The sequence below is a fragment of the Streptomyces sp. NPDC087845 genome (assembly GCF_044742755.1).
GTDB lineage: Bacteria > Actinomycetota > Actinomycetes > Streptomycetales > Streptomycetaceae > Streptomyces.
In genome coordinates this window covers 296,139-312,741 of the sequence record NZ_JBIUVC010000005.1, presented here as the reverse complement: position 1 = coordinate 312,741, position 16,603 = coordinate 296,139, and the positions used below count along the sequence as shown (strand labels likewise).

Annotated in this window: 18 protein-coding genes and 1 pseudogene; 17 read left to right on the top strand and 2 right to left on the bottom strand. The window is 69.0% G+C overall.

Annotated elements, in window-relative coordinates:
* The first annotated feature begins 93 nt into the window (after positions 1 to 93).
* A complete protein-coding gene (locus tag ACIOMQ_RS15925; protein ID WP_402189214.1) occupies positions 94 to 672 on the top strand; it encodes a hypothetical protein in 579 nt (192 codons plus the stop codon).
* 39 nt (positions 673 to 711) lie between these two features.
* Here ACIOMQ_RS15925 and ACIOMQ_RS15920 read toward each other — a convergent pair whose 3' ends face one another.
* Positions 712 to 1,023 (bottom strand): ferredoxin, encoded by a 312-nt coding sequence (locus tag ACIOMQ_RS15920; RefSeq protein WP_389800560.1) that lies wholly within the window; start codon positions 1,021 to 1,023, stop codon positions 712 to 714.
* A 241-nt stretch (positions 1,024 to 1,264) separates the two neighbouring features.
* Between ACIOMQ_RS15920 and arc the strand changes: the two genes are divergently transcribed.
* From arc to prcA, 6 genes and pseudogenes are all read left to right on the top strand, one after another.
* A complete protein-coding gene (arc, locus tag ACIOMQ_RS15915) occupies positions 1,265 to 3,031 on the top strand; it encodes a proteasome ATPase (RefSeq protein ID WP_362211515.1) in 1,767 nt (588 codons plus the stop codon).
* 235 nt (positions 3,032 to 3,266) lie between these two features.
* A complete protein-coding gene (gene dop / locus ACIOMQ_RS15910) occupies positions 3,267 to 4,778 on the top strand; it encodes a depupylase/deamidase Dop (RefSeq protein WP_362211512.1) in 1,512 nt (503 codons plus the stop codon).
* Between the two features lie 120 nt (positions 4,779 to 4,898).
* Positions 4,899 to 5,117 (top strand): ubiquitin-like protein Pup, encoded by a 219-nt coding sequence (locus ACIOMQ_RS15905; protein WP_016325855.1) that lies wholly within the window; start codon positions 4,899 to 4,901, stop codon positions 5,115 to 5,117.
* A 97-nt stretch (positions 5,118 to 5,214) separates the two neighbouring features.
* Positions 5,215 to 5,405 (top strand): annotated as a pseudogene (locus tag ACIOMQ_RS15900) (endonuclease domain-containing protein); the annotation flags it as partial.
* Positions 5,357 to 6,202, top strand: a complete 846-nt coding sequence (prcB, locus tag ACIOMQ_RS15895) for a proteasome subunit beta (protein WP_362211508.1) — start codon at positions 5,357 to 5,359, stop codon at positions 6,200 to 6,202. The pseudogene ACIOMQ_RS15900 and the gene prcB, both read left to right, overlap by 49 nt.
* A gap of 58 nt (positions 6,203 to 6,260) precedes the next feature.
* The gene (prcA, locus tag ACIOMQ_RS15890) at positions 6,261 to 7,085 is read left to right on the top strand and encodes a proteasome subunit alpha (protein WP_362211505.1); all 825 of its coding nucleotides are present in this window, start codon (positions 6,261 to 6,263) and stop codon (positions 7,083 to 7,085) included.
* Positions 7,086 to 7,131: 46 nt separating this feature from the next.
* On the opposite strand, the gene ACIOMQ_RS15885 is transcribed toward prcA, so the two are convergent.
* Positions 7,132 to 8,238 (bottom strand): LacI family DNA-binding transcriptional regulator, encoded by a 1,107-nt coding sequence (locus ACIOMQ_RS15885; protein ID WP_362211502.1) that lies wholly within the window; start codon positions 8,236 to 8,238, stop codon positions 7,132 to 7,134.
* Between the two features lie 73 nt (positions 8,239 to 8,311).
* Between ACIOMQ_RS15885 and ACIOMQ_RS15880 the strand changes: the two genes are divergently transcribed.
* From ACIOMQ_RS15880 to tatC, 10 genes are all read left to right on the top strand, one after another.
* Positions 8,312 to 9,571, top strand: coding sequence for an MFS transporter (locus ACIOMQ_RS15880; RefSeq protein WP_362211499.1), 1,260 nt, complete (start codon positions 8,312 to 8,314; stop codon positions 9,569 to 9,571).
* A 9-nt stretch (positions 9,572 to 9,580) separates the two neighbouring features.
* The gene (gene pafA, locus ACIOMQ_RS15875) at positions 9,581 to 10,942 is read left to right on the top strand and encodes a Pup--protein ligase (protein ID WP_093894153.1); all 1,362 of its coding nucleotides are present in this window, start codon (positions 9,581 to 9,583) and stop codon (positions 10,940 to 10,942) included.
* A gap of 126 nt (positions 10,943 to 11,068) precedes the next feature.
* Entirely contained in the window at positions 11,069 to 12,022 is a 954-nt protein-coding gene (locus ACIOMQ_RS15870) for an FKBP-type peptidyl-prolyl cis-trans isomerase (RefSeq protein ID WP_362211495.1), read from the top strand.
* A gap of 43 nt (positions 12,023 to 12,065) precedes the next feature.
* Complete coding sequence (locus ACIOMQ_RS15865) at positions 12,066 to 12,440, top strand: FKBP-type peptidyl-prolyl cis-trans isomerase (protein WP_362211492.1); 375 nt, start codon at positions 12,066 to 12,068, stop codon at positions 12,438 to 12,440.
* 113 nt (positions 12,441 to 12,553) lie between these two features.
* A complete protein-coding gene (locus tag ACIOMQ_RS15860; protein WP_362211489.1) occupies positions 12,554 to 13,507 on the top strand; it encodes a WYL domain-containing protein in 954 nt (317 codons plus the stop codon).
* A gap of 12 nt (positions 13,508 to 13,519) precedes the next feature.
* On the top strand, positions 13,520 to 14,476 hold the full coding sequence (locus ACIOMQ_RS15855; protein ID WP_362211486.1) for a WYL domain-containing protein: 957 nt from the start codon (positions 13,520 to 13,522) through the stop codon (positions 14,474 to 14,476).
* 17 nt (positions 14,477 to 14,493) lie between these two features.
* The gene (locus tag ACIOMQ_RS15850; RefSeq protein WP_401267403.1) at positions 14,494 to 14,763 is read left to right on the top strand and encodes a hypothetical protein; all 270 of its coding nucleotides are present in this window, start codon (positions 14,494 to 14,496) and stop codon (positions 14,761 to 14,763) included.
* 35 nt (positions 14,764 to 14,798) lie between these two features.
* The gene (locus ACIOMQ_RS15845) at positions 14,799 to 14,996 is read left to right on the top strand and encodes a hypothetical protein (protein WP_124718718.1); all 198 of its coding nucleotides are present in this window, start codon (positions 14,799 to 14,801) and stop codon (positions 14,994 to 14,996) included.
* 285 nt (positions 14,997 to 15,281) lie between these two features.
* Entirely contained in the window at positions 15,282 to 15,575 is a 294-nt protein-coding gene (gene tatA / locus ACIOMQ_RS15840; protein WP_362211480.1) for a Sec-independent protein translocase subunit TatA, read from the top strand.
* Between the two features lie 65 nt (positions 15,576 to 15,640).
* Entirely contained in the window at positions 15,641 to 16,591 is a 951-nt protein-coding gene (tatC, locus tag ACIOMQ_RS15835; protein ID WP_402189212.1) for a twin-arginine translocase subunit TatC, read from the top strand.
* Positions 16,592 to 16,603: the final 12 nt, after the last annotated feature.

Here is a 16,603-nt window from a genome sequence, read left to right as displayed (position 1 = left end):
CACCCCACGCCACCGCGGACGTCCCACGGGCGGCACCGCCCGCCCGGGCATCCAGGCATCCTCGATCCACAGGAACCACAGGAGACATCCCGCGTGCAGCCCTCCGAGCTCCCGGACCTCGCGCACACCGACAGCAGGCCGCTGCACTGGCTCGCCACCGCGACAGCCATGGCCGCTGTCGTCGCAGCCGCCGGAATGCTCCAGCCGGACCCCGCCGCCTCCGCCTCGACCACCCACCGGACCACCGCACAGCACGGCACCGCACCCGTCGCCGCACCCGATCCGGAGCGGGTGGCCTATCCCCTGGAATGCGCCGGGGTGGGGAGTGTCGTGGCCCAACAGGCACCCGGCGACCTCGACGGCGACGGCCGCCCCGAGACCGTCGCCGTCGTCCACTGCGACGCCGGATCCGGTACCCCGCCCAGCGGCGTCTACGTCCTCACACGGGGAAGCGGGGCCGCACCCAGGATCGTGGCGACCCTGGTGGACCCCGCGCAGAAGATGAACGTCGGCGATCTCGCGGTGCGTGACGGCGTCGTCTCCGCCACCCTGTTCGGCTACTCCTCGGCCGACGTACCCCGCTGCTGCCCCGACCAGCAGGAGAAGGTCACCTGGCGGTGGAAGGGCGGCGCGTTCGTCCGAAGCGTCCGGGCCGCCCCGGCCGACGCCTGAGCGGTCACCGCGCGTGCCCGCCCGCCCGGAGCCGCCGGATCAGGCGGCCTCGGGACCGTACACTTCGACCCTGTCCGAAACACGACGCACATGGATGCAGTCGCCCGGGCACTCCTTGGCCGAATCGACGACGTCCTGAAGCAGCGGCAGCGGTACGGGCGTGGTCGCGCCCTTGTCCTGCAACAGCTCGTCGTCGCTGCTCTTCACATACGCCAGACCGTCGATGTCCAGCTCGAACACCTCGGGCGCGTACTGCACGCAGATGCCGTCCCCCGTGCAGAGGTCCTGGTCGATCCAGACCTCCAGACCCTGTGTGTCGCTGCCGGTGGGAGCGTCCTGCTGCACGGTCATTTCTCCTGCCGTTCCCTGCGTATCCGAACCAAAAGAAGCCAGCCCTGACGGGTGTTGAACGGTTCGACGATACAACCGGCCGCTTTCCGATGTTGAAGGGTGGGTATTCCCCTCTCACGAGGGGGAACGCAAGGGTGAAGATCGGACACGCCCCGCAGTCTTTGTGATCTAGGGGTTTCAATCATCACCCACCCAGGTAGGGTCAGGAAGCGTCCAGCTCCCCTTGGAGGAGGTGAGGACCGTGGCAGCCCACGACGACGACATCAACCGCGGCATCCGGCCCGGGCGGGGGTCCGAAGACCCAGCCGGCCAGGTCGCCTATCTCGAGCAGGAAATCGCCGTCCTGCGACGTAAGCTCGCCGACTCTCCGCGCCATACGAGGATTCTCGAAGAGCGGATCGTCGAGTTGCAGACCAACCTGGCAGGCGTGTCCGCGCAGAACGAACGGCTCGCCAACACGCTCCGCGAGGCCCGCGACCAGATCGTGGCCCTCAAGGAAGAAGTCGACCGGCTCGCACAGCCGCCGGCCGGGTTCGGTGTGTTCTTGCAGGGCAATGAGGACGGCACCTGCGACATCTTCACCGGAGGCCGAAAGCTCCGGGTGAATGTCAGCCCCAGCGTCGAACTCGACGACCTCCGGCGCGGCCAGGAAGTCATGCTCAATGAAGCGCTCAACGTGGTCGACGCCATGGAATTCGAGCGGGCCGGGGACATCGTCACCCTCAAGGAGATCCTTGAGGACGGCGAGCGGGCCCTGGTCATCGGACACACCGACGAGGAACGGGTGGTACGGCTCGCCGAGCCACTGCTGGACGCCACCATCCGCCCCGGCGACGCGCTCCTGCTCGAATCCAGGTCCGGCTATGTCTACGAAGTGGTCCCCAAGAGCGAGGTCGAAGAGCTCGTCCTCGAAGAGGTCCCGGACATCGACTACGACAAGATCGGCGGCCTGGGCGACCAGATCGAGCTGATCCGGGACGCGGTCGAGCTCCCCTACCTCCACCCCGACCTCTTCAAGGAGCACGAACTGCGGCCGCCGAAGGGCATCCTGCTCTACGGACCGCCCGGCTGCGGAAAGACGCTCATCGCCAAGGCGGTGGCCAACTCCCTTGCCAAGAAGGTCGCCGAAGTCACGGGCCAGCCCGCGGGCAAGAGCTACTTCCTCAACATCAAGGGCCCGGAGCTCCTCAACAAGTACGTCGGCGAGACCGAGCGGCACATCCGCCTGGTCTTCCAGCGTGCCCGCGAGAAGGCCGGCGAGGGCACTCCCGTCATCGTCTTCTTCGACGAGATGGAGTCCCTCTTCCGCACCCGGGGATCCGGCGTCAGCTCGGACGTGGAGAACACCATCGTCCCCCAGCTGCTCGCCGAGATCGACGGTGTCGAGGGCCTGGAGAACGTCATCGTCATCGGCGCCTCCAACCGCGAGGACATGATCGACCCCGCGATCCTGCGACCCGGCCGCCTCGATGTGAAGATCAAGATCGAGCGCCCGGACGCGGAGGCCGCGAAGGACATCTTCGCGAAGTACCTCACGCCTTCTCTGCCCCTGCACTCGGACGACCTCGCGGAGCACACCGGCTCCAAGGAGGCCGCCACGCACGCGATGATCCAGTCCGTCGTCGAGCGGATGTACACCGAGTCCGAGGAGAACCGCTTCCTCGAAGTCACGTACGCCAACGGCGACAAGGAAGTCCTCTACTTCAAGGACTTCAATTCCGGCGCGATGATCCAGAACATCGTCGACCGGGCCAAGAAGATGGCCATCAAGGATTTCCTCGACCAGGGCCAGAAGGGCCTTCGCGTCTCCCATCTCCTCCAGGCATGCGTGGACGAGTTCAAGGAGAACGAGGACCTGCCGAACACCACGAACCCGGACGACTGGGCCCGCATCTCCGGCAAGAAGGGCGAGCGGATCGTGTTCATCCGTACGCTTGTCACCGGAAAGCAGGGCGCGGACACCGGCCGCTCCATCGACACGGTGGCGAATACCGGGCAGTACCTGTAAAGCGCGGACCGGCTGCGGATGCCCGGCCGGGCATCCGCAGCCGGTTGCTTTCCGGACAGCTCGCACGACACCGCAGCAATGACGCAATTGATCTCCCCACCAGCACAGAGGCGCTCTAGGCTCTTGCGTACCGCCCGGTCGCGCAGTGCGTGGACGGGCAGCGCACGCGCCACCGACAAGCAGCGGTACTTGAGCGCCGCCCCTCAAGGGAGCGCCGCCGGGCAAGGAGGGCCGCATGACCGTACGGCGAGTAATGGGCATCGAGACGGAGTACGGGATCTCCGTCCCCGGCCACCCCAACGCCAATGCCATGCTCACCTCGTCCCAGATCGTCAATGCCTACGCGGCGGCGATGCACCGGGCGCGCCGCGCCCGCTGGGACTTCGAGGAGGAGAACCCGCTGCGGGACGCGCGAGGATTCGACCTCGCCCGCGAGACCGCGGACTCCAGCCAGCTCACCGACGAGGACATCGGCCTCGCCAATGTCATCCTCACCAACGGGGCCCGCCTCTACGTCGACCACGCGCACCCCGAGTACAGCTCCCCGGAAGTCACCAATCCGCGGGACGCGGTGCTCTGGGACAAGGCCGGCGAACGCATCATGGCCGAGGCGGCCGAGCGCGCGGCCCAGCTGCCCGGCGCCCAGCCGATCCACCTCTACAAGAACAACACCGACAACAAGGGCGCCTCGTACGGCACGCACGAGAACTACCTGATGAAGCGGGAGACCCCCTTCTCCGACATCGTGCGCCATCTGACCCCGTTCTTCGTCTCCCGCCAGGTGGTGACCGGCGCGGGACGCGTGGGAATCGGCCAGGACGGCCACGAGCACGGCTTCCAGATCAGCCAGCGCGCCGACTACTTCGAGGTCGAGGTCGGCCTGGAGACCACCCTCAAGCGCCCCATCATCAACACCCGCGACGAACCGCACTCCGACGCCGAGAAGTACCGCCGGCTCCATGTGATCATCGGCGACGCGAACCTTTCGGAGATCTCCACCTACCTCAAACTCGGCACCACCGCCCTGGTCCTCTCCATGATCGAGGACGGCTTCATCAACGTCGATCTCGCGGTCGACCAGCCGGTGCGCACGCTGCACCACGTCTCCCACGACCCGACTCTGCAGCACCTGATCACGCTGCGCAGCGGCCGTACGCTCACCGCGGTGCAGCTCCAGATGGAGTACTTCGAGCTGGGCCGCAAATACGTCGAGGAACGGTACGGGGCGGACGCCGACGAGCAGACCAAGGACGTCCTGGTCCGCTGGGAGGACACCCTCAACCGGCTGGAGAACGATCCGATGAGCCTGTCCGGCGAGCTCGACTGGATCGCCAAGCGGGAACTCATGGAGGGCTACCGTCGCCGTGACGGCCTGGACTGGGACGCGGCGCGGCTGCACCTGGTGGATCTCCAGTACGCCGACGTGAGGGCCGAGAAGGGCCTGTACAACCGTCTGGCGGCGCGCGGCAAGATGAAGCGCCTGCTGGACGACGGGGACATCGAGAAGGCCCGTACGGCCCCCCCGGAGGACACCAGGGCCTACTTCCGGGGCCGCTGCCTGGAGCAGTACGCCGACGACGTGGCCGCGGCCTCGTGGGACTCGGTGATCTTCGACCTTCCGGGCCATGACTCGCTGCAGCGGGTCCCCACCCTGGAACCGCTCCGGGGCACCCGCAACCACGTCAAGGAGCTGCTGGACCGCTGCCGCACGGCGGAGGAGCTGGTCCAGGTGCTGTCGGGCGGCTGAAAGGGCCGCGATCGGGGAATCATCGGGATGACCCCCGGACGTTGAGACAAGTACCGGGCCAATGTCGGACCCCGTGGGTAGGGTCTGATCAAGTGCTTCGAACCGAGCGGGGTGAGCTATATGGCGACCAAGGACACCGGCGGCGGACAGCAGAAGGCGACGCGTTCCACGGAGGAGGTCGAGGAGCAGGCGCAGGACGCGCAGGCGTCCGAGGACCTCAAGGAGCGCCAGGAGAAGCTGAGCGACGATGTCGACTCGGTTCTGGACGAGATCGATGACGTGCTCGAGGAGAACGCAGAGGACTTCGTGCGTTCCTTCGTTCAAAAGGGTGGACAGTAGTTCACAGACGTGAACGCGGGGGTGGAGAGGTGCGCGCGGTGCGGGCGGAGTCGGCCCGTGCCGCGCGGGCACAAGCGGCACCGCGAGCGGTGCGGCCGCCCCCGCAGTTCAGGTGGATCACTGCCACGGGGCGGGTAGGGTCCGTGGCGTAACCGCATCAACTGCAATTCGGCCATCGGCACGTCGGGAGACGATCCCGGCACCTTCCGCGGGGCCGTCGCTTACCTGGAGGGAAACGCGTGGAAGCCAACACTCGTAGCACCGGGCGTCTACCAGCTGCCTTCCTGACGCCGGGATCCTCTTCGTTCATGGATTTCCTGTCCGACCACTCTCCCCAGCTGCTCCCCGGCAACCGGAGCCTGCCGCCCCTGCAGGGGGTCATCGAGGCGCCGCACGGGACGACCATCGTCGCGGCGACGTTCGCCGGCGGTGTGGTCCTGGCCGGCGACCGGCGGGCCACCATGGGCAACATGATCGCGCAGCGCGACATCGAGAAGGTCTTCCCGGCCGACGAGTACTCGGCGGTGGGCATTGCCGGTACGGCCGGGCTGGCCGTGGAGATGGTCAAGCTCTTCCAGCTGGAGCTGGAGCATTTCGAGAAGGTCGAGGGCGCCCAGCTCTCCCTGGAGGGCAAGGCGAACCGGCTCTCCACGATGATCCGCAGCAACCTGGCCATGGCCATGCAGGGCCTCGCCGTCGTGCCGCTCTTCGCCGGCTTCGACGTCGACCGCGAGAAGGGCCGGATCTTCTCGTACGACGTCACCGGCGGCCGTTCCGAGGAAGTCGGCTACGCGGCCACCGGCTCCGGATCGATCTTCGCCCGCGGGTCGATGAAGAAGCTCTACCGCGAAGACCTGACGGAGCAGGAGGCCCTCACCCTGGTCGTCCAGGCCCTGTACGACGCCGCGGACGACGATTCGGCGACCGGCGGTCCCGATGTGGCCCGGCGGATCTATCCGATCGTCACCGTCATCACCGACGAGGGCTTCCGGAAGCTGGCCGAGGCGGAATCCTCGGAGATCGCCCGCACGATCCTGGAACGTCGCATGGAACAGCCCGACGGCCCGCGCGCCGCGCTGCTCTGACCGCCGTTCCGCTGCTTCTTCGATGCTCTTGTCACTGACAGAAAGGGACGGATAACCGGTGTCGACGCCGTTCTATGTCTCACCTCAGCAGGCCATGGCCGACCGGGCGGAATACGCCCGGAAGGGCATCGCCCGTGGTCGCAGCCTGGTTGTGCTGCAGTACGCCGACGGCATTGTGTTCGTCGGCGAGAACCCGTCCCGTGCGCTGCACAAGTTCAGCGAGATCTACGACCGGATCGGTTTCGCCGCCGCCGGCAAGTACAACGAGTACGAGAACCTCCGCATCGGCGGTGTGCGCTACGCCGATCTGCGCGGGTACACCTACGACCGCGACGATGTGACGGCCCGTGGGCTGGCCAACGTCTACGCGCAGACGCTGGGCACCATCTTCTCCAGTGCGGCCGAGAAGCCGTACGAGGTGGAGCTGGTGGTCGCCGAGGTGGGCGCCGAGCCGGAGGGCGACCAGATCTACCGGCTGCCGCACGACGGCTCGATCGTCGACGAGCACGGCTCCGTCGCGGTCGGCGGCAACGCCGAGCAGATCAGCACCTTCCTGGATCAGCGGCACCGGGACGGGATGACGCTCGCCGAGGCGCTCAAGCTGGCCGTGCAGGCGCTGTCGCGTGATCCCAACGGCAGCGAGCGGGAGATCCCCGCGGAGCGGCTGGAGGTCGCGGTCCTGGACCGTACGAGGCCGCAGCAGCGCAAGTTCAAGCGGATCGTCGGCCGGCAGCTGGCGCGGTTGCTGGAGGCGGACGGCGGCGCCGCGCCGACGGACGCCCCCTCGGACATCGAGGACGGCGAGGAGACCGGGTCTCCCGCGAGCACGACGGACGTCGCCAAGCCCACCGACTCCACCGACTCCGGTGGGGACGTGGAGTAGTTCCTCCGGTGCCCCGGTCCGTCCCTCCCGGCGGGCCGGGGCACCGTCATGCCCGCGGGCCGTCCGCGGGCGGGGGTGCCGAGGAGCCGCGTGCCACCAGCCGCACGGGCAGGCTGCCGGGCTCGGCCGGGCGGCCGTCCAGGACCGCCAGCAGGGCGGCCATGCCGCGTTCCCCGACCTGCTCGGCGGGCAGCTGTACGGTGGTGAGCTCCGGTTCGACGGCCGTGGCCAGGGCCAGATCGTCGAAACCGGTGACGGAGAGGTCGTCGGGGACCCGGAGCCCCAGTCTGCGGGCGGCCTTGCAGGCGCCCGCGGCGAGGATGTCGTCGTCGCACACGAGGGCGGTGGGCCGGGGGCCGGGGGCGTCCAGCGCCCGCTCCGTCGCCTCGCGGCCCGCGTGCACGTCGAGCACCGCCGCGACGGTCCGTACGGAGGTGCCGGGCACCGCCGCCAGGGCGTCGTGGAGTGCCCGCGCGCGGGCGGCGAAGGTCCAGGAGTCGACCGCCGACGCGAGGTGCACGAAGCGGCGGTGGCCGAGCGCGAGCAGATGGTCCGCGACCTGCCGCATGCCGTCGGCGATGTCGAGGTTGACCCGGGCCGCGACACCGGTGTCCGCCGGGTCGCTGTCGAGCATGACCAGCGGCAGACCGGCGCCGCGCAGCGCGTCGAGGGCGCCGGCGGCCATGGACGAGGCGATCACCCCGTCCAGGGAGGCGCGCGCCGAGGCGAACGGATCCCTGGCCGGACCGACGCCTTCGGGCGACGGGTAGAGGACGACCCCGAAGCCGTGTTCGGCGGCGACCTCGGCGGCGCCGGTGTAGACGCGGGCGAAGAACTCGCTGGTGAGCGCGGGGACGACGAGCAGAGCGGTCCTGGTACGGCCGAGGCGGAGGCTGCGGGCGGCGAGGTTGGGCTGGTAGCCGAGGCCGCGGGCGGCGTGCCGGACGCGTTCGGCCGTGGCCTCGGAGACCCGGCCGCGCCATTTGCCGCCGAGCACGAGGGAGACGGTGGCCTGCGAGACCCCGACGGCCCGCGCGACATCGCGGCTGGTGGGCCGGGGCGGGTCGGGGCGTGACGGTGGTGCGCTGGTCACTCGGGGCCTCCGGGCCGGTCGGGGCAGGCGCCGTGAGGTGGACCTGCGGACTGGGCACATGGTACGTATGAGCCTCGACGTTATACGTAAAACCTCAGGGTGCCGGAGAGCGCCCGCAGGAGAAGGGCGGGACATGGCCGCGGGATATCTGGACATCCTCCGGGCGCGGCATGCCGCCCGGCTGCTGACGGGAACCCTGGTGGGGCGGCTGCCGAACGGCACCGCGCACATCGCGATCGTGCTGTTCACCCGGGCCGAGGGCGGCAGTTACACCCTCGCCGGCGCGCTCGCGGCCGTGTACGGGCTGTCCACCGCGGTCGGGCAGCCGCTGCTGGGCCGCGCCGTCGACCTGTACGGCCAGCCGCGCGTCCAGCTGCCGGCCGCCGCGGTGTCGGCGCTGGGCATGGCCCTGCTGGCTCTGGTGGGCCTGGGGTCGCTGCCGCTGGCCTACGGGGCGGTGGTGGTGGCCGGCGTCTTCACCCCGCCGCTGGAGGGCGGTCTGCGGGCCCTGTGGCCGAGCGTCCTGGGCAGCGAGGACCGGGTGCACCGGGCGTACGCGATGGACGCCGTCGCCCAGGAGGTCATGTTCACCGTGGGCCCGCTGCTGGTGACCCTGCTCGTCTCCCTGTGGTCGCCCGCCGCCGCCCTGCTCGTGATCAATGCGATCGGGGTTCTGGGGGCGCTCTCGGTCGTCCTCTCCGAGCCCTCCCGCGCCTGGCGCTCCGCGCCCCGCGAGGCGCACTGGCTGGGTGCGCTGCGTTCGCCGGGGCTGCTGGCGCTGCTCGGCTCGTTCTTCTTCGTCGGGCTCGCCCTCGGTTCCATCACGGTGGCCGGTGTGGCGTACGCCGACGACCACGGCCGGGAGTCGGTGTACGGCTGGCTGATGGCCGCGCTCGGCCTGGGTGCGCTGGTCGGGGGCGCGGTGTACGGGGCGCGGCAGTGGGCCGGGGCTCCCGAGCGACGGCTGCGGGGCATCGTCGCCCTGCTGGCACTGGGCTACCTGCCGCTGATGCTGACCCCGGGGGTGGCCGCCATGACCGCTCTGGCGGCGGTGGCCGGAGTCTTTCTGGCGCCCGCGATCGCGTGCTCGTTCATCGTGGTCGACCGGCACGCCCCGCGGGGCACGGTGACGGAGGCGTTCTCCTGGCTCGTGACGACGTTCGGGGTGGGCGCGGCGGCGGGAACGGCCGTGGCCGGCCCGGCCGTCGAGCTGGGCGGTACGGCGTGGAGCTTCGCCGTCGCGGGGGCCGGTGGGGTGGCGGCGCTGCTGGTTCTGCTGGCCACGGGAAGGGTCCTCGCAGTTCCCGGGCGCACGGCAGTTGCCGTACAGGGATCGGAAAATGATCGAAACGGTGCTGTCGAACCCGGTTTCAGCTCAGGCCATCAGGCGTAATGTTCAGTCATGGACCGCCGCATTTTCGGGCTGGAGAACGAGTACGGCGTCACGTGCACGTTCAGGGGACAGCGCCGACTGTCCCCTGATGAAGTGGCGCGCTACCTCTTCCGCCGTGTTGTGTCATGGGGCCGCAGCAGCAATGTGTTTCTGCGGAACGGCGCCCGCCTCTACCTCGACGTGGGATCGCATCCGGAATATGCAACCCCCGAATGCGACAACCTGACCGAATTGGTCACCCACGACAAGGCCGGCGAGCGCATTCTCGAAGGTCTGCTCGTCGACGCCGAACGCCGCCTGCACGAGGAGGGAATCGCGGGCGACGTCTATCTCTTCAAGAACAACACCGACTCGGCGGGAAACTCCTACGGGTGCCACGAGAACTATCTCGTGGCGCGGCACGGAGAATTCTCCCGGCTCGCGGACATCCTCATTCCCTTCCTCGTCACGAGGCAACTGATCTGCGGCGCGGGCAAGGTGCTGCAGACACCGCGGGGCGCCGTCTACTGCGTCAGCCAGCGTGCCGAGCACATCTGGGAGGGCGTCAGCTCCGCGACGACCCGTTCCCGCCCGATCATCAACACGCGCGACGAACCGCACGCGGACGCGGAGCGCTACCGCCGCCTCCACGTCATCGTCGGCGACTCCAACATGTCCGAGACGACGATGCTGCTCAAGGTCGGCGCGACCGATCTGGTGCTCCGCATGATCGAGGCGGGCACCGTGATGCGGGATCTGACGCTGGAGAACCCGATCCGGGCGATCCGCGAGGTCAGTCACGACACCACGGGGCAGCGCAAGGTACGCCTGGCCAGTGGCCGTGAGGCGTCCGCCATCGAGGTGCAGCGCGAGTACTACGAGAAGGCCGTGGACTTCGTCGACCGCCGGGGCATCCGCACCGGAACCGTCGCCCAGGTCCTGGAACTGTGGGGCCGTACGCTCGACGCGGTCGAGGCCGAGGACCTCGACCGGATCGAGACCGAGATCGACTGGGTGATGAAGTACAAGCTCATCGAGCGGTACCGGGCCAAGCACAACATGACCATGTCGCATCCGCGGGTCGCCCAGATAGACCTCGCGTACCACGACATCCACCGCCGCCGCGGCCTGTACTACCTGCTGGAGCGCAAGGGGCAGGCCGCCCGTGTGTGCAACGACCTGAAGATCTTCGAGGGCAAGTCGGTGCCCCCGCAGACGACCAGGGCGCGGCTGCGCGGAGACTTCATCCGCAGGGCCCAGGAGCAGCGGCGGGACTTCACCGTCGACTGGGTCCATCTCAAGCTCAACGACCAGGCGCAGCGCACGGTGTTGTGCAAGGACCCGTTCCGTTCGGTCGACGACCGGGTGGAGAAGCTGATCGCGGGTATGTGAGCCGGCGACAGGAAACCCCGGCTTCCGACGCGACGCGGGCCCCGTACGTTCCTCGTACGGGGCCCTGCGTACGCCCTAGAGTGTCGGGGACTCAACCAACTGTGCCGTCTGAGATCTGAGGAACAAGTGCGCCGACTTGCCGGCCTTCTCGTCGTCCCCCTGTTGCTGCTGACAGCGTCCTGCGGTGACGAAAAGGGCTCCGCTTCCGATTCCGCTTCCGCCTCCGCCGCGTCCAAGGACGGGTTCCCCGCGATCACCGCGGGCGCGAAGTTCGGCGAGAAGCCCACCCTGGCCAAGGGCACGGGGAACCCGCCCAAGGAGCTGAAGACCCGGGTCGTCAGCGAGGGGGACGGCGCCACGCTCAAGAACGGTGACGCGATCCAGGTCAATTACCTCGGGCAGGCCTGGGACTCCGACAAGCCGTTCGACAACAGCTTCGACCGCAAGCAGCCGTTCGACCTGACCCTCGGCGCCGGCATGGTGATCCAGGGCTGGGACAAGGGCCTGGTCGGCAAGAAGGTCGGCAGCCGGGTCGAGCTGGTCATTCCGCCGGAGCTCGGCTACGGGGCGCAGGGCCAGGGCGACATCAAGCCGAACGCCACGCTCGTCTTCGTCGTCGACGTTCTGAAGTCGACGCAGATCCCGGCGTCCGCCAAGGGCACCGAGGTCGCCCAGGACGACATCGCCCTGCCCAAGGTCGGCACCAACACGGACGGCAAGGCCCCGAAGGTCACCATCCCGACCAAGAGCGACCCGCCGAAGAAGCTCGTCTCCAATTACATCCTGGAGTCCAAGGGCGATGTCGTGAAGGACACCGACAGCGTCGTCGTGAACTACGTGGGTCTGCTGTGGAAGGACGGCAAGACGTTCGACAGCACCTACACCGCGGGCAAGACGCAGACCTTCCCGCTCGCCCAGGTCACCCTCAAGGGGCTCAAGAACGGTCTGGTCGGCAAGAAGATCGGCAGCCGCGTGCTCCTCGTCATCCCGCCGGACCAGGGGTTCGGCGACAAGGCGCAGCAGTCGATTCCGGCGAAGTCGACGCTGGTCTTCGCCGTGGACATCCTGGCGAAGATGTAAGACTGTCCCGGTTGCCCAGTTCATCATTAAGAGGAGCAAGTCAGTGAGCATCGAGAAGCCCGAGATCGACTTCCCGGGTGGCGAGCCGCCGGCCGACCTGGAGATCAAGGACATCTGGGAAGGCGACGGCGCGGTTGCCAAGGCAGGCGCCACCGTCTCCGTCCACTACGTGGGCGTGGCCTTCTCCACCGGCGAGGAGTTCGACGCCTCCTGGAACCGCGGCGCCCCGCTGCAGTTCCAGCTCGGTGCCGGCCAGGTCATCTCCGGCTGGGACCGGGGCGTGCAGGGCATGAAGGTCGGCGGCCGCCGCCAGCTGACCATCCCCGCGCACCTCGCGTACGGCGACCGCGGCGCCGGCGGCGGCCGTATCGCCCCCGGCGAGACACTGATCTTCGTCTGCGACCTGGTCGCCGTCTGATCCGCATCCGTGCGATGCGAGGGCCCGTGCCGCAAGGCACGGGCCCTCGCTTTTGTCCGGACACCGCGGAGCGGTACGGTCGACCGTCGTAGAGCAAAACAGAAAGGGCGTCGATGGCGATCGCCAAGGCCGAGCGGCTGATGAACCTGGCTCTGTGTCTGCTGGGGACCCGGCGTCCGCTGAGCAAGCGCGAGCTGCGCGGCTCCATCGAGGCCTATCTGGAAGCCGGTTCCGACGACGCCTTCAACCGGATGTTCGAGCGCGACAAGGAAGATCTGCGCGAGCTCGGTCTGGTCATCGAAACCGTGGAGAACCTGGACGGCGAGACGGGATATCTCGCCCGCCGCGACAGCAACCGGCTGCCCCCGATCACGCTGGACGCCGAGGAGGCCGCCGCCCTCGGACTGGCCGCCAAGGTCTGGCAGCAGGCGCGGCTGGCCGGTGCCGCCAGTGGTGCGCTGCAGAAGCTGCGGGCCGCGGGCATGCCGGAGGCCGAGGACGCGTACGAGGTGCACAGCGCCCTCGAACCCCGCATCCCCGTTCATGAGGCCGCCTTCGAGCCGTTGATGCTGGCCTGCCGGGACCGCCGCCCGGTGACCTTCGACTACCGCAAGGCCAACGCCGCCCGGCCCGAGCAGCGCCAGGTCGAGCCGTGGACGCTGGAGTGCTGGCGCGGCCACTGGTACCTGGCCGGCTGGGACCGGGAGCGCGGCGCCGAGCGGGTGTTCCGGCTCTCCCGGATCACCGGCCGGGTCCGCTCCCGGGCCGGAGCGTTCACCGCCGAGGTGCCCGACGTCGTGACCGTCCGGGAGACGGTCGAGAGCTGGGCGGGGGAGACGGCCACCCGGACCGCACGCATCAGGCTGCGCGCGGGGGCCGGATACCCGCTGCGCTCGCGCGCCGTATCGGTCCGGGAACTCGGCGACGGGTGGGACGAGTTGGAGATTCCGTACGGACACGGTCTGGATGCCTGGCTCGTCGAGTTCGGTCCGGACGTCGTCGTACAGGAACCCGCCGATCTGCGGGCCGATGTGGTGGACCGGCTGCGTGCCGTGGCCAAGGACTGAGGGGACCCATTCATGGCCACGAACGCGATCGACCAGACCCGCCGGATGCTCTCCCTGGTGACGTATCTGCGTGAGCGCCCCGGCGCCCACGTCCAGGACGTCGCCCGCGCCTTCGGGATCACCGAGGACGAGCTGATCTCGGACCTCGATGTGCTGCCCATGTGCGGGACGAGCTTCCGCGGCGGCGACCTGCTGGACATCGACACCGACGGCGACCGGATCTGGTGGCACAACCCGGACGATGTCGCGGAGCCGCTGCGGCTCGCGGCCGACGAGGCGACGGCGCTGCTGGTCGCCGCCCGCGCCGTGGCCACCCTGCCGGGGCTGCGCGAGAGCGACCGGCAGGCGCTGCTGCGGGCCACCGCGAAGCTGGAGACCGCGGCCGGTGAGGTGGGAGCGGCGAGCTCGCGGCTCTCGGTCACCTTCGAGTCCGAGGGCGGTGTCTTCGCCGATGTCGACCGGGCGATCTCCGAGCGGCGCCGGCTCTGGCTGCGGTACTACTCGCCCGCGCGCGACGAGCTGACCGAGCGCGAGGTCGACCCGATCCGGCTGTTCGCCGTGGGCCACACGTACATGGAGGCCTGGTGCCGGTCCACCGAGGACCGGCGTACGTTCCGGCTCGACCGGGTCGCCGAGATCCGGCTGCTGGACGAGCCGGCCGCGCCGCCCGAGCTGGAGCTGCGGGATCTGTCCGAAGGGCTCGTCCAGCCGTCGGCCGAGGACCCGGAGGTCGTGGTGGAGGTGGGCCCCGGCGGCCGGTGGGTCGCCGAGTACTATCCGCACGACAGTGCCCAGGAGCTGCCCGACGGCGGGCTGCGGATCACCCTGCGCACGCCCGACCCGGCCTCACTGCGCAGGCTCGCGCTGCGGCTCGGCGGGGAAGGCCGCATCGTCTCCCCGCCGGAACTGGCACAGAGCGCACAGCGGGCAGCCCGTGCGGCGCTCGCTGCCTACGACGGCCCGGCCTGAACGAGGACCTGAGAGATATGAACAATATGTCCGTGATGTCAGGCGTGCCGACCGTGGTGGTGCCCGAGTCCGTACGGTTCAAGGCCGCCTGCCCGGACTGCCGCGAGCGGTTCGAGCTGGCGGCGAGCGCCATCCGCCTCGCCGTGGGTGCCAGCCGCCGGACGACGTTCTACTCCTTCACCTGCCCCGCGTGCGGTGCGGCCGTCCGCAAACCCGCCGGGGAGCGGATAGTTGAGCTCCTCACCGGCGGCGGCGTGCGGACGCTGCGCCTGCACACCGGCCTTTAGAACTCCGGACACCTAGACACATCGAGGCTCTGCGCATGTTCTGGCCCATGCTCGCCATCGCCCTGGGGTTCCTCGGGATCGCCGTCCTCGGGGTGCTGGCCGTCAAGGTCTTCGTCGAGGCCCAGCGTCTGGGGCGTCAGGTGACGCGAACCACCCAGCGCATCAACCGGGCGGCGGAGGACCTCGAACGCGCTGCGACGGACCTCGCTGCCACCGGTGAGGCGTTGCGCTAGAAGGACCGCTCCCACGTTCGGGTGACCCCGGGGCGCCGTGCCCCTGCACCCCCGTGAGCAGGGACGATCGAACGGAGCGGGCGCGGCCTCCAGTTTCGCGGGTTCGGGGGGTACGCTGCTGAAAGCGGCCCGGAGAGCGAGGCATGGGCCGTAATCGCAAGGATGCATGGGTATTGCCCTGCGTTTACTCCTGCGGGATACGATCGCTGACAGTACGACGATCGGACGTCCGTCCGACGTTCGATCCGCCCCACCCCTGCTGCCTCGGTGAGAAGGTACACGCATATGTTCGGAAGGCTCGGCGCTCCCGAGATCATCCTGATCCTCGTCGTCATTGTTCTGCTGTTCGGCGCGAAGAAGCTTCCTGACATGGCTCGCTCGCTCGGCAAGTCGGCCCGCATCCTCAAGAGCGAGGCCAAGGCCATGAAGTCCGAGGGCAGTCCGTCGGCCACCCCGGCCGAACCGGCGAACGACACCGCCGCCCAGGACCAGGCCGCCCCGCGCACCATCAAGGCCGCGCCCGGTGACGTGACCAGTTCGCGGCCGGTCGCCGAGCCGACCGACTCGACCAAGCGCTGACAAGAAACGGGCCGACGCAGGCGCCCTGATCGGTGAGGGCCTGCTGCACGAGATGAGGACGTGGGTTGCTCAAGTCTGCCCGCAAGCAGGAGACGGACCCAGAGGGGCGCATGCCCCTGGTCGAGCACCTGCGTGAGCTGCGTAACCGGTTGGCCAAGGGGCTGCTCGGGATCGTCGTCGTCACGATTGTGGCCGCGTTTTTCTACAAGGAGATCATCGAGTTCTTCACCGACCCGGTGCTGAAGTCGGTCGGGTGCGCGTACAGCTTCGCCGAACTCACCAAGCAGGAGGACGGTACCTGCGCGCGTATCGTCCTGAACGGTCTGCTCACCCCGTTCACCCTCGCCCTCAAGGTCTCCTTGATGGCAGGTGTCGTCCTGTCGTCGCCGATCTGGCTCTACCAGTTGTGGGCCTTCGTCGCACCGGGGCTCCACAAGCACGAGAAGAAGTACTCGCTCGCCTTCGTGGGTGCGGGATTCCCGCTCTTCCTGGCCGGTGGCTTCTTCGCGTACAAGACGCTGCCGACCATGGCGCGGGTGCTTCTGGAATTCTCGCCGGCCGACCTCGACAACCAGCTGCCGCTGGACGAGTTGCTCGACCTGATCACGCGCATGGTGGTGGTCTTCGGGCTCTCCTTCGAGCTGCCGCTGCTGCTCGTCATGCTGAACTTCGGCGGGGTCCTCACCGGCAAGCGCATGCTCGGCTGGTGGCGGGGCATGATCATGGGCATTACGGTCTTCGCGGCGGTGGCCACGCCCAGCACCGACCCGGTGAGCATGCTGGGGCTCGCCGGACCGATCTGGGTGCTCTACTTCGTGGCCACGGCGATCTCGCTCCTCAACGACCGCCGCAAGGCACGGGTCGTGGCGGCCGGACCCGCCGACGACGAGGCCTCGGAGCTGGACCTCACCCCCGAGGACATCGGTGAGATCGAACCGGTCTCCTCCGGACGGTCGTTGCCCACCCAGGCGAGCTCGGACCGTGACCGGGCCAACGGTTACGACGACATCACCTGACCTTGTAGGGTC

Bases quoted from the DNA above. Each gene is read 5' to 3' on its own strand.
- ACIOMQ_RS15855 (WP_362211486.1), top strand. From the start codon at position 13,520: ATGGCCACGAACGCGATCGACCAGACCCGCCGGATGCTCTCCCTGGTG.
- ACIOMQ_RS15850 (WP_401267403.1), top strand. From the start codon at position 14,494: ATGAACAATATGTCCGTGATGTCAGGCGTGCCGACCGTGGTGGTGCCC.
- tatA (WP_362211480.1), top strand. From the start codon at position 15,282: ATGTTCGGAAGGCTCGGCGCTCCCGAGATCATCCTGATCCTCGTCGTC.
- ACIOMQ_RS15905 (WP_016325855.1), top strand. From the start codon at position 4,899: ATGGCGACCAAGGACACCGGCGGCGGACAGCAGAAGGCGACGCGTTCC.
- ACIOMQ_RS15860 (WP_362211489.1), top strand. From the start codon at position 12,554: ATGGCGATCGCCAAGGCCGAGCGGCTGATGAACCTGGCTCTGTGTCTG.
- ACIOMQ_RS15920 (WP_389800560.1), bottom strand. From the start codon at position 1,023: ATGACCGTGCAGCAGGACGCTCCCACCGGCAGCGACACACAGGGTCTG.
- dop (WP_362211512.1), top strand. From the start codon at position 3,267: ATGACCGTACGGCGAGTAATGGGCATCGAGACGGAGTACGGGATCTCC.
- ACIOMQ_RS15880 (WP_362211499.1), top strand. From the start codon at position 8,312: ATGGCCGCGGGATATCTGGACATCCTCCGGGCGCGGCATGCCGCCCGG.
- ACIOMQ_RS15845 (WP_124718718.1), top strand. From the start codon at position 14,799: ATGTTCTGGCCCATGCTCGCCATCGCCCTGGGGTTCCTCGGGATCGCC.
- ACIOMQ_RS15885 (WP_362211502.1), bottom strand. From the start codon at position 8,238: ATGTGCCCAGTCCGCAGGTCCACCTCACGGCGCCTGCCCCGACCGGCC.
- pafA (WP_093894153.1), top strand. From the start codon at position 9,581: ATGGACCGCCGCATTTTCGGGCTGGAGAACGAGTACGGCGTCACGTGC.